Consider the following 12,321-nt stretch of genomic DNA (forward strand, 5'->3'; position numbering starts at 1 on the left):
AACATAACTAAACAAAATATACCTATGGAGAATTTTAGAGTCATCATCGTTGAAGACGTACCCTTAGAGTTAAAAGGAACGGAGGGTATCTTCAGAAACGAAATCCCTGAAGCTGAGATTATCGGAACAGCAGAAAGTGAAGTTGCCTACTGGAAACTCATTAAGCAAAACCTACCTGATCTCGTTCTGCTTGACCTTGGATTGGGTGGTTCAACAACGGTGGGAGTAGAAATATGCCGTCAAACAAAGCAGACTTATCCACACGTGAAGGTGCTTATCTTTACAGGTGAGATATTGAATGAAAAGCTATGGGTTGACGTTCTTGATGCAGGTGCTGATGGTATCTGCTTGAAGAGTGGCGAGCTATTGACACGTGGCGACGTGGCAAGTGTAATGTCGGGCAAGCGAATGGTATTCAATCAGCCTATCCTTGAGAAGATTGTAGGCAGATTCAAGTTGAGCGTGAGCGGTCAGCTGATGCACCAAGAAGCAATGGTTAGCTACGAGATTGACGAGTATGATGAGCGCTTCCTTCGCCATCTTGCACTCGGTTATACCAAGGAGCAGATTACCAACCTTCGTGGTATGCCTTTCGGTGTGAAAAGTTTAGAGAAACGACAGAACGAACTCGTACAGAAGTTCTTCCCTGATGGTAACAATGGTATGAGCGTCAACGCAACGCGCCTTGTTGTACGTGCGTTAGAACTACGTATTATCGATATCGACAACCTCCATGCCGATGAGGAATAAGTTAGGTTACATTGTCTTAGTGCTTCTCATAGCCCAGTTAGCACTGATACTGCTCTCATGGCTTCTAACGGCAGCTTTTCCCGAGCTACCGATGCGGTCTATGTTGAGTAGTGAGGGCATCCGTTGGTTCTTTGGCTCCTTTGTCAGCAACCAACTTTCACCACTGCTCATCTACTTTATTATGACAGTGATGGCAGCAGGTGCGTGCGTTCGTAGCCGTCTTTATACTGCACTACGTGCAATGCTATCAAATATGAGAAGCAGCCTAACAAACTCCACAAACAATCGTTACAAATTCCATTATCGTGAGAAGGCAGGTCTTCGCGTGGCATTGGTCGAGTTTATCGTCTATGTGATTATCATGATTCTTCTCACAGCTGTTCCGCACGCAATTCTCCTAAGTGTGACAGGGCAGCTATTCCCCAGTTCCTTCTCATCCAGTTTTATCCCTTCTCTATCGCTCATCGTCACGATTATGTCACTAACCTACGGTGTGGCAAGTGGTACGATAGACAGCGTTGCCAAGATGCACAAGATTCTTGTAGGCGGTTTGGAAGTAGGATCAAGACTTGTCCCCACCTACCTTATTGGCATTCAATTGTATATGTCGATAAGGTATGTATTTATTTTATAGCCTCAACCAATCGGTCATTAGAGCCTAAACTTATTATGGTCTAATGACCGATTTGGGTTAAATATATACTACAATAAGTTTGTTTTCATTTGCTGTCACTTTTAACATTTTGAGAAAACTCATTGTAAATCAATTATATAAGCATTCGTTAAAGGTGACAGGAATGACAGCAAACTTATTTTAGTTCAACTTGTCTATGCAGATTAAGCACACATAAGAGCAGGAAAAACCTTAAATCATTCGTTACACTTAGAGAACGCTGTGCATATATTACAATTGCACCATGATGATTGCCTTAAACTTCTTTATCATTGTTTAGTTACTCAATGACTTACAATGACTTATAAAACACGCCCACCATTACGAGGAGTAGCCGTAAACGCAATTACAAAGATAATGATCCCAAAGCAAAGAGCTGCAGGCTTTTTTCTTACATACTACTTTATGACTGACCTTTCCTAAAGTGAGAATACTGCTAAAAGAGGAAGAAGTACTATGCTTAAAGAATTACTATATTTCTCTAACTTGCCACCTCTACTTATCCTTGTTTTAATGGAAGATACGCTCAGAGGAGAATTTAGCAATAACACAAAAGGACTTTTGCAGTCTTAATCCTTGTTTTAATGGAAGATACTCTCAGAGTGCACTTGACAACATATCTAAGTACTTTAAAGAGTCTTAATCCTTGTTCTAATGGAAGAGACTCTCAGAGAGCAAACGAAGACTACAAGAAACGAATTAAACAAGCAGTCTTAATCCTTGTTCTAATGGAAGATACTCTCAGAGTTGAATACCAACAATGAAGATTGACGAATATAAGGTCTTAATCCTTGTTCTAATGGAAGATACCCTCAGAGATAAAAAAAGCTATGTTAGAAATAATTATAATAAGTCTTAATCCTTGTTCTAATGGAAGATACCCTCAGAGATAAAAAAAGCTATGTTAGAAATAATTATAATAAGTCTTAATCCTTGTTCTAATGGAAGATACCCTCAGAGGTTTTGATAATATTGATGCTAACTGGTTGATTATGGGTCTTAATCCTTGTTCTAATGGAAGATACTCTCAGAGTAGTAACTCCTTACCAGTCTACAAGAAGAGTGAGTCTTAATCCTTGTTTTAATGGAAGATACCCTCAGAGTCAGTGCGTGATAATGTGTGTGTTGTTCACATTGCGTCTTAATCCTTGTTTTAATGGAAGATACCCTCAGAGAAGGTGATATGTGGGAGGAAGAAGCAAAAGAGTCTTAATCCTTGTTTTAATGGAAGATACTCTCAGAGCTCCACTGTTAAAACTTCAATAAGATTTAGAATGGCACTGTCTTAATCCTTGTTTTAATGGAAGATACTCTCAGAGTTTTATATTTATTAGTTTTATGTGGTTAGTATATAGTCTTAATCCTTGTTTTAATGGAAGATACTCTCAGAGATGTACCGATGAACATCAAAAAAAAACTCGGGCAGTCTTAATCCTTGTTTTAATGGAAGATACTCTCAGAGAAAGCAAAGGACGGTGATGATGACTCTATCAATGGGTCTTAATCCTTGTTTTAATGGAAGATACTCTCAGAGCTCTCGAGAAGGGTGATGTATTCATGGTATTTGGTGTCTTAATCCTTGTTTTAATGGAAGATACTCTCAGAGGGAGATATTGATGATATTTATGCAGGTTGTAGTGTGTCTTAATCCTTGTTTTAATGGAAGATACTCTCAGAGTGCGACGTAAAAAGGCTATACGGCGAAAAGATGTACGTCTTAATCCTTGTTTTAATGGAAGATACTCTCAGAGTCAGAGAGCAAAACCTAAGAATCCTTGAGTTCAGAGGTTTTGATAATAGTAAGACCTATAAAATCGGCTTTTGTTAATAGAAATTAACTGCTTTAAAAGCGAGTGCAAAGGTAGTGATTTTTAAACAAAAAGTCAAGGAACGCAGGGTTAAATCTTATTAAGCAAAGACTACTTTTTTATAAGTTCTTGTCTTCATGGGCTTTCCAAAAGTGGGAGGTGATATCCTCAAAGCTGCCATCGGGACTGCGGCGGTACATTCGCTGATTGGTGCGAGGAGAGTCGAGGGCACCGAGATGGCGGAGATAAGGTCCCACTTTGATATAGTCGAAACGCTGTTGGTCAATGAGCGGAGAGATAGCTGTGCGCCCAGTGTACCACCCGATTTTTAGTCCAGCATGATGACATCTTACGTATTCAGCGAGTCTGTCAACTTCAGCAGGGTCGGCATCGCCCCCCATAAAACCCACACAGGTAATCGTGGCTTCCGTCTCACGAATCAGTGCAGATAGTGCTTCAACCGTCAATTCCTCTCCTCTGTCTGCCCACAGAAACTGACTATGGCAACCGGGACAGCGACACGGACATCCCGAGATATTGATGGCAAGCGTCACCTCATCGGGAAACTCCTGAAAGACGATATCTGTATTGATATAACGAAGCATTACTATCTGACTATATTTGCTAAACACGCTTATGCGCAAGTGATTATCCACACCCTTGCAACATCGTGCTGTCTCCTTTTAGAAGAGCGATTTTTTACTCCACAAAGATATAAAGAAAGTATTAAACAAAGCAGACTTTATCTGGAATTATTGATAAAATCACTAAGTTTCATCTCTCTTTTAAGATATGAGGTAAAAAATAAGCCCATTATATGCTGAGATAGAAGAACTTTAGATCGCTGGAAACGGTAAGTATGGAACTGTACGAGAATAGTTATAATCTCACAGTCCAACATACAGCAGGCGTAGTTACGATGCAGCTTGCTGAATACTTGGAACATGTACTTTTCCAACTTGGAAGTAAAATACTTGCAAAACCATCAAATATACAGAATCTTTCTACTAAACCTGTATCACTCATAGAAGTGAATGTTTCTTCCTAACCACTTGATTTATAGATATAAATTTACAAAAACATCCTATTCACTCAACTTTTTATAGGTTTTCTTATACCAAACTTATTTTCAATAAAGTTTTGAACTGATTCAACGCTTTCTTCCAATTGCTTTTGTATCTATCACTCCCTTTATTTTTCCATTTGTATACCGCATTTCACTCGTTATTTGTCACCTTTATTCATCACAATCTCCACTCCGTCACTTAAGGATTTGATGGCTGAAGGTAGATGGATATTATCATTACCGTCCTTTTCCAACGACGCAAGTATATCCCCTTGTCCGTTCTCCGAAAAGTGTTCATATTGCGAGAAATACTTGTAATAGTGATACAATCGTGTTGCCACTTTTTCAAGTTCAGGAATCCTAATCAAGAAGTTTGCAACATCTTTGGTCGTAATACTCTTCACCCTCGAAAAGCCCTTATCTTTCAATTGTTGTTTCGATTGCTTTTTTATCGTCAACTCCTCCAGATTATCATCCAATGTTAGCTGTCCCAAGAATTTATCTTCCATCGTCAACTCCCACAAATGATCTATAAAGACGCCATCAAATATCTGTCCCGTATTTTTCAACTGTTCTATGTATACCTCTTTACGCTCCAACATAGAGTTGGCATACTCTATTAATCTCAGATCTAGTTCTTCATAAGTTCGTTTCTTGCCTGAACACTGTATGTATAGGGTGAATAAACAATCGGTAAAGCAACAACGCAACAGCAATCCCATCGGTAACTGAAAAAATGAAATCTTTCCAGTTTTCAAGACCTGCGCAGTTAACAGCAGTGATGAATAAAGATTTGAGTAGATACGGTATAACAGGAGTAGCTTAACCTTCTCAATCCGTTCCAGTTCATCCTGTGAATGTCCTTTCCCATACTTTTGAATCTTCTTCAACAAGGTTAACTCTTCAGCAAACAGTTGTTTTATTTCTGTCATCATCATTATAGCTCGTACAACTATTCAATATAAGGAGTTTATAACACTCCTTTTCTAATTGAATAAGCATTATTATTCAGTATCTTTTTTTCTTTCTTTCAACACATTCTTACTCATCATCTTCATCAACTCATTTTCGTCCATTTCATTTATCTGATTGAGGAATTCTTCTGAGAGTGATGGAAAATCTTTCTTCTCAAACTTCACACGTTCTCTTGACGGTGCTGGTGGTTCATTCCTCAATGGCTGTATCCTGTCTATTTCCTTACCCACCCTATAAGCAGCAGCTCCTGTTAGTCGTACTATTAACGCATGAGGATGATTACCATATTGCTTCTCTCCTACCAGACTCCAGAACAACACCAAACCTTTTTCCTCCATATATTCATCCAGTTTGCTACGTAATACCAACAATGCACGCAGAGGATCACCTGGTATATTTCGATTAATTGCTACAATTTCGTCGTGTTCATTGCGAATAATACCGCGTTCAGCTGTATGCCATCCGAACATCTCCATCATTTCCTTGCATGGCATATAAGCAGTACTCATAAATTGACATTCATCATCAATACCCTTATAATCCTCTTGTAATTGAGCTTCGTAAGCCAATTTCATTTCTCCGCCACCTTCGTCAAAGATATCGTCGTCCTCGCCTCCTAATTGCAAATAACTATCTGCCCATGGATATTCATTCCATCTGTAATCAATACTACCATTATACTCTGGCATCCAACGTCCATAGAAATTCTTGTCTGAAGCCCAGTTTCTCAGCTGCTCAAAATTATTTTTATTTGCAAACGCTCCATTGTATAACACAAATTGCTCACGTTTATCATCACCCTTCTCTTCCTTAATGGTACTATAGGCTTGTAAAACAATCCACTCATTTCCATCGTGATCTTTCAAGCTAAAATACAATGGAGGCATCTGGCGCTCATCTTGCAACCATTCTTTGGCAATTTGCTTCATTGTCGATGCTGGTCGTAACACATCAAACAGTTGGTGTGACTTCTCCAAAGTCAAATCCTTATCCGTGAGCGTAGGATCGTAGTAATCATGCTCTCTGGCATACCAAGGGTAGTTCTTTTCTGCAAATCGTTCTCGTGCAGACCAGAGGTTAATCCTTATCTGACAAGTATCGCACAGATAGGCATAGACCCTATACATACCTATCCACTGGTATTTCTTTCCTATACGTTCTACAGAGTTCTCTGCGCGAGCCTGATATGGCACATCTGAATCATATTTACCCAACTCATCATTCCATCCAAACTTATGCTTTATCAAATAAGCTATTGCATACTCAATTTTCCTCAAGCTCACGCCTTTTCCGTCGCGGAAGAAGATTCTGGATACGTTGTTACTGTTTGTTCCGATAATGTAACGGCTGAAGTCCCAATGAAACAGCGAACGGGTAATCTGCTTTCCACCATCTGTTTCACCAAAATATCCATCAGCCTCGTAGTCATCTTCGGGCATCTCTGCAAAAATATCTTCAGTTACATTATAAGGCGGTTGAGCTTTACTCCATGCATCTATTGTAGGATCTTGATGATTAGCCAACTCTAGAATCTTAAGCGTCCAATGCCTAACCATCAAGTCTTGTGGCACTTTTCCTGCTTCTCCGTAATGGTAAGATAAAATCTTTTCTGCAATAACTCTGCTGAAATCAGCTTTGTCAACAATTACACCATAAACTGCAGCATACAATCCCCATAAAATATATGGGTCATCAACTGCATGGAACTTATCAATAACATATTCCGTTTGGCAAGGATTTTCTGACAGAAGAATCTTCACCTTTCTCATTACATACGCCCTCAGATAGGGATAACTGGCACTCAACATCCATATCTCTACCGTCAGCAAGGTCTTCACTTCATGATCAAGAGTCGGTTCAAGAGCTTTTATCAAATCCATGTATATGCCCCCATCAAAGAGTCCATTCACTTTAGTAGTCCATTTCAGGTCACGTTCTGCCATTTTCATGGACATCAGTTGTCTATGCACTTCATCCATCAACCCTTGGCTATAAAGTTCCATGTTTCTCAAAATCAATTCTGGATCTATATAATCAGGATTCTGCCGGAGTATATCATCTATAATATCCGCAGTTAGTGTATTCTTGTCATCACGTAGATTCCTCATTGACATACTACTCAGCAAAAGGCTTGTCAACTTGCCATTCATGAACTCTCGTTTCTTCCAAAAGACAGCAGATGGGTTCCACACACTGAGAAAGGCCTTGATAAAATTATACTTTTTCTGCCAATTGAGTCTAACATGATAGGCAGCATCCATTTGGTCATACAATCTTTCCAACGTCCTGAATCGATCACCATCATCACACTTACGATTCAATAATCGTTCTGCTTTCAGATAGTCACCCATGGAGTCAAACTCAAAATCTACAAAATCACCTTCAGAGGTAGTATATTCGCGAAGGAGGTTCGCATCCAGGCAATTCTTCAGCAGGCTCTTGCTCCATGTCCTGAACGGGCACACCCTATATGAACGTTTATAAGCTTGCTGTCTTGGTATGTCCTCACACTGCCATTGTTCAAGCGATCTCTCTGCTACCCATAGTATATATTTTGTTGTTACATGCTGTTTCACATCTTCATCCACACCGTCAGTTATTTCGTAGTTACGCTTTTCTAAATAACGCTTATAGATAGGAAGCCTTAATACCTTCTCACGTTCTTCTTCTGTCTGACTATAGTAAGTTTCACAAAACATTCTCAGAAATAACGGATTGGTGAATTCCGTTATTTCTGTATATGGCACTTCATCCGTCATAATCTCGTATGCCTCGAAATACTTCCTGATAGCCTTTTTTCGGTTCTTAAAACCTTCTACCCTCAAAGAATGCCAATCGTTTATCAAGATATCGTTGAGTTGGTCTTCTTTCGAAAGCGTTCTAAGCGATACTATCATCTTCAGATGACTGTAACGGGAAATCTTGTTCTTTAGAATTGGTAATTGCTCCATCCAAAAGTGAGTACCCGCTCCTTCATTCAAAGCATCAATAATGATAGTTGCAGTTTTCCCTTCTTCACGTGCAAGTTTATCATCCAGTTCTTTAAGCGAATCACTACTTTTCCACCCCATAACACGTGCTATTGTTTTCTCCGGATCTTCCAAGGGTGAAAATTCCGAACCCAATAGCATATATATCTGTTGGCGATTACTTATTTCAAGAGCCTCCCTATAAAGCAAATGAGACTTTCCACACCCAGCAGTACCACTAACGTGCATGAATTGTCTTTCTTCATATAACGTCTTATTATGAAGCCATGTATATATTTTGTTATAAATGGCTTGCAACTCCTTCCTGTGGTCAGCATGGAGTTTCTTTTCGCTACCCCTCAAACAAAATAGCTTCTCCATTCCGCCTTTGACCCCATCTGTGATAATTCCATCTTGTAAATAGTTTACAAGTTGAATAATACTATCAATATATGTTAGTCTGTCACCAGCCATTTTATCATGCCAAGACTTATACTCATCATGTATTTCAAGCCGTTCTTCTTCAAAGCCATAGCCACAAAATCGCTGTATAGTCTTTTCTACTTCCTCATTTTCTACATGAACCTTGTCATTATAACGTGTTTTGAGCATGTCGGCAGTGTGCTCTCGTATGTGGTTATAACTCCTTCTCAGACCATACGGGGTGTTATCATATAAATCGTCATTCTCTTCAATTCTGATTTCTGTTTCCTTTTCAACCAGTTCTTTAATCGCTGCGATGGAAAGATAGCCTAACGAAGAGTAGAGTTGGTCTGTTTCTATACCTACAACCATTCCGAAATCATTTATCACTGGCGACCCTGAAAAACCTTCATAGCTATTGAAGCCAAAACTATCAGTTCTTACAACCATTCGGTCAAAGCCCCCTTTAAGGTCTGCTTTCTCCCGACTATTTTTCACAGTCACTCCGAAATAATCCACGCCGTTTCCCAGTTCTCTCGGATATCCGACTATCAACAAATCAATTCTCTCTTTAAACTTACTGGCTAATAATGGCAGTACATACTCATTAGGGCATATATAGTCAACACTTTCCAATATAGCGACATCAGGGTCGGCTTGATGTACAAGTACGCGGCAAACCTTGTGCTCATCTTCCACAACCACTGCAACCATTGTCTCTTTGTCTAAAATATACTCAGCTACAACATGGCCTGCTGTTAATAGGTATGTTGGCGTTACAAAGAAAGCGGTGCCACTTACATAGCCCCCACAAAATACGGGAACTACACCCTTATTTCCGTAATTGTCAATATTCAAATTCATATGTATTGTCTGTACTCAACTGTGTATGATGATTATTAAGCAATTGTATTGCCTTTTCTTTTTTCAGTTCTTTCCAAAGGTTAATTCCTTTCTCATGGTTATAATGAATCACCCGTTGTTCTATTCCCTCTGCCAGCGGTTTCATAGCTATTTTTGCAACAGTTTCAATATCTGGCCCTTCATTATCTTTCCCGCCTGTAAAAAAGTAGTGAGCTGAATCAACTTTAGCATTCAGTTCTATACTAGTATTATGCTTGCTCCCGTGGTGTGACACCTTCACAGCTTCAAACCATATTCCATCATCATCGATGTAATTTAATTCTTTCACGACTTGCGATGACACAGCATCTCCCATCAGAAGAATGCGTTTCTTCTCGTCACCACCTTCCCAACAGAAAGCGAGTGATGCTTTATTAGAATTGGTAACACCTTTTTCTTCAGCTTCTGTTTTTGCGCTCTTATTCAACGTTTCTTTAGTTATAGCCCCTGCACTGGTCTTTCTTGCCAAAGAAGGGCTTTTTCGTAGTTCTGCTAATCGTAGCATCAATTCATAGTATTTATCTTGATCTACAAATGCCTCGTTTGGAGGTGCAGAGCCTAATCTTTTGGCATATTCTAACTTCACATCGTGTAGCAAATCGTCCATCACGTCTTGTGCTGGAGACAGCACTCTAAGTCTTCCCCATTTTTCTTTATTACCAAGCGGTATCGTTTCCCCTGCCAATATCGGAGTTTGTCTCCATACGAATTTCCATTGCGGATGCTTATTTAACTCTGTGATTAAACATGCCGCATCCATTCCATTCGTTTTTTGAAATGCTTCATCTATCGTCGGCGGCAACAATTCAGCCGCTGCCTGCAGTTTTGCTATAGTTTGAGGGGGCAAAGTCTGAGGTTGCTCTGTTTGCGGCTGGAAACCGTTGAATAGAATCATACCTATTTGCATATCTGCAAAATCAGAGTTACGCATTAGCTTGGTTATACCATTTGCATGGTCACGGTCAATATGAGTAACTATGAGTACATCTATATGTTTGTCAAGTTCATCACGTATATAAGTTTTTATCTCATTTGTCAATACATTGCAGTCCATCATAATATGAAAAAAGCTGCCATCCATCTCATCTTTTATTACGAGAAAGATACAGTCGCCAGCTCCCGATTCAAAGGTTTTTATTATTGCTTTCATCTCCTATTCGTATTTCTTTTTTACTCCTATACATTTCACACATCTCCAATAGCTGCTTAAACATCTCCAACCTCTCTATCTTTAAGTTCCCATTGTTATACAACTCCTCCTCAAGATAGTGTTTCACTGTTTTCCTATCATCTCATACCATGAAACTCATTAGCTCATTACATTTTATCAACCATCGATTATTCTAAATCATATTCCGAGTGTCCTATCCTAAGTTACCCTTCCATCAGCCACTTCCACACCGGCACCACAGGTATTTCCTTTTCTGTGTCCTCCTCATCATACGTAATCAGCAGGCACTTCCAGTCTTCGTGCGTCTTGGCATATTTCACTAATGGCGACACCTCCCTATTGTAAGTAGTCTCATCCTTGATGCTATAAGACACTTGTATAGCCAACTTCTCGTCGGGTACAATGAAGTCTATCTCCTTATCCACATTCAGGAAAAACACATTCTTTTTGCCACACCGCCTACACAGTTCCACCGCCACCATATTCTCCAGTAGCGATGTCTCTGAATTCATCAGGAACAAGTTCAGTAAACCGTTATCAACAAAGTAGTACTTCTTCTGCGTCTCCTTCTCCGTCAGCTTCCCAATCTCATTTTCCATGGGTAATATCAGCCAACTGTCAGCGGCATAATCCACATAGTCTATCGTAGTAGGTACACTGATGGGCGACCCCGTTGCCACTATCACGTTCTTCAGCCTGTTATACGACAGTGGTTGCTTTACGCTTTCTGCCATCTTCTTAATCAGGATATTCAACACCCTATCGTTCTTAATATTGTTTCGGACACAAATGTCACCCAAGTAAATCTTCTGGTACAAACTCGAAAGCATAGCCCGCTTGTTCTTAAACGACAGAATCTCTGGCAGACCACCGTAATAAAAGTACTCATTCAGATGTCGCTTCACTTCGCTTCGCTGAATCGTGTCATACTCCCAATGCTTCCTCAGTTCCACCTGCTTCGCTGCCAGATACTCTTTGAAAGAATATGGGTACGCATCGTAGATAAAGAACCGTCCACCCAACGTAGTTGCCACCTCCTTACTCAGCATCTTCGCATTACTGCCCGTCACGTACACCCTGTATTTCGCATCAGCCAACCTGCGCACGAACTTATCCCAATACGGAATGTTCTGCACTTCGTCCAAAAATACCACTGGCTTTTTACCATACAGTTCCAGATGGGCTTCCAACAAACTGTTAAAGTCTTCCGGTTGGAATTCCGCCAGACGCTCATCTTCAAAGTCCACAAACAGAATCTCATCCCATCCCTTTCCTGCTGCCTGCAGTTGCCGCACGCGCTGATACAGCAGATACGACTTACCCGCATGTCTTACACCAACTATCACATAGTTGCCATTCTCTTCAAAATCTGTGGGACGGTTCACAATCACCGCCTCATCCACTTCGTGCTGCTTACTAATCAGACACTGTTTGATAACATCTTTACTAATACTCATATAAACCACATTTGATAAGAATTACGTATTCTTATAAAGTATAGTTTACAAAGGTACATATTTCCTATAAAACAAACTTAATAACCTCTGCCTTTTTTATCATAAATCATTATTTCTTATAACCTA

8 protein-coding genes and 1 CRISPR repeat array are annotated in these 12,321 nt (G+C 39.9%); of the genes, 3 read left to right on the top strand and 5 right to left on the bottom strand.

The window, feature by feature from the left end; translation table 11 throughout:
- The first annotated feature begins 24 nt into the window (after nucleotides 1-24).
- Complete coding sequence (locus PMEL_RS08155) at nucleotides 25-750, top strand: DUF5932 domain-containing protein (RefSeq protein ID WP_120174864.1); 726 nt, start codon at nucleotides 25-27, stop codon at nucleotides 748-750.
- Nucleotides 740-1,384 carry an ABC transporter permease gene (locus PMEL_RS08160; RefSeq protein ID WP_120174865.1) on the top strand — a complete coding sequence of 215 codons (645 nt, stop codon included), beginning with the start codon at nucleotides 740-742 and terminating at the stop codon, nucleotides 1,382-1,384. Before PMEL_RS08155 ends, PMEL_RS08160 begins: the two co-directional genes overlap by 11 nt.
- Nucleotides 1,385-1,918: 534 nt before the next feature.
- Nucleotides 1,919-3,174: a CRISPR direct-repeat array (repeat unit 37 nt; unit sequence GTCTTAATCCTTGTTTTAATGGAAGATACTCTCAGAG).
- Nucleotides 3,175-3,350: 176 nt separating this feature from the next.
- On the opposite strand, the gene nrdG is transcribed toward PMEL_RS08160, so the two are convergent.
- Complete coding sequence (gene nrdG, locus PMEL_RS08165; RefSeq protein WP_120174866.1) at nucleotides 3,351-3,836, bottom strand: anaerobic ribonucleoside-triphosphate reductase activating protein; 486 nt, start codon at nucleotides 3,834-3,836, stop codon at nucleotides 3,351-3,353.
- 254 nt (nucleotides 3,837-4,090) lie between these two features.
- Between nrdG and PMEL_RS12140 the strand changes: the two genes are divergently transcribed.
- A complete protein-coding gene (locus PMEL_RS12140) occupies nucleotides 4,091-4,279 on the top strand; it encodes a hypothetical protein (RefSeq protein ID WP_145985359.1) in 189 nt (62 codons plus the stop codon).
- Between the two features lie 176 nt (nucleotides 4,280-4,455).
- On the opposite strand, the gene PMEL_RS08170 is transcribed toward PMEL_RS12140, so the two are convergent.
- The 4 genes from PMEL_RS08170 to PMEL_RS08185 all read right to left on the bottom strand — a co-directional run bounded on the left by PMEL_RS08170 (nucleotide 4,456) and on the right by PMEL_RS08185 (nucleotide 12,195).
- Entirely contained in the window at nucleotides 4,456-5,235 is a 780-nt protein-coding gene (locus PMEL_RS08170; protein WP_120174867.1) for a hypothetical protein, read from the bottom strand.
- Between the two features lie 66 nt (nucleotides 5,236-5,301).
- Nucleotides 5,302-9,528 carry a serine protease gene (locus PMEL_RS08175; RefSeq protein WP_120174868.1) on the bottom strand — a complete coding sequence of 1,409 codons (4,227 nt, stop codon included), beginning with the start codon at nucleotides 9,526-9,528 and terminating at the stop codon, nucleotides 5,302-5,304.
- A complete protein-coding gene (locus PMEL_RS08180; protein WP_120174869.1) occupies nucleotides 9,512-10,717 on the bottom strand; it encodes a hypothetical protein in 1,206 nt (401 codons plus the stop codon). The genes PMEL_RS08175 and PMEL_RS08180 overlap by 17 nt, the downstream gene beginning before the upstream one ends.
- A gap of 224 nt (nucleotides 10,718-10,941) precedes the next feature.
- Nucleotides 10,942-12,195, bottom strand: a complete 1,254-nt coding sequence (locus tag PMEL_RS08185; protein ID WP_120174870.1) for an ATP-binding protein — start codon at nucleotides 12,193-12,195, stop codon at nucleotides 10,942-10,944.
- Between the last annotated feature and the right edge of the window lie 126 nt (nucleotides 12,196-12,321).

Source organism: Prevotella melaninogenica, assembly GCF_003609775.1.
Taxonomy (GTDB): Bacteria; Bacteroidota; Bacteroidia; order Bacteroidales; family Bacteroidaceae; genus Prevotella; species Prevotella melaninogenica_A.

Excerpts from the sequence above, each read along its gene's own strand:
- PMEL_RS08175 (WP_120174868.1), bottom strand. The coding sequence starts at position 9,528 with ATGAATTTGAATATTGACAATTACGGAAATAAGGGTGTAGTTCCCGTA.
- nrdG (WP_120174866.1), bottom strand. The coding sequence starts at position 3,836 with ATGCTTCGTTATATCAATACAGATATCGTCTTTCAGGAGTTTCCCGAT.
- PMEL_RS08170 (WP_120174867.1), bottom strand. The coding sequence starts at position 5,235 with ATGATGATGACAGAAATAAAACAACTGTTTGCTGAAGAGTTAACCTTG.
- PMEL_RS08185 (WP_120174870.1), bottom strand. The coding sequence starts at position 12,195 with ATGAGTATTAGTAAAGATGTTATCAAACAGTGTCTGATTAGTAAGCAG.
- PMEL_RS08155 (WP_120174864.1), top strand. The coding sequence starts at position 25 with ATGGAGAATTTTAGAGTCATCATCGTTGAAGACGTACCCTTAGAGTTA.
- PMEL_RS08180 (WP_120174869.1), bottom strand. The coding sequence starts at position 10,717 with ATGAAAGCAATAATAAAAACCTTTGAATCGGGAGCTGGCGACTGTATC.
- PMEL_RS08160 (WP_120174865.1), top strand. The coding sequence starts at position 740 with ATGAGGAATAAGTTAGGTTACATTGTCTTAGTGCTTCTCATAGCCCAG.
- PMEL_RS12140 (WP_145985359.1), top strand. The coding sequence starts at position 4,091 with ATGGAACTGTACGAGAATAGTTATAATCTCACAGTCCAACATACAGCA.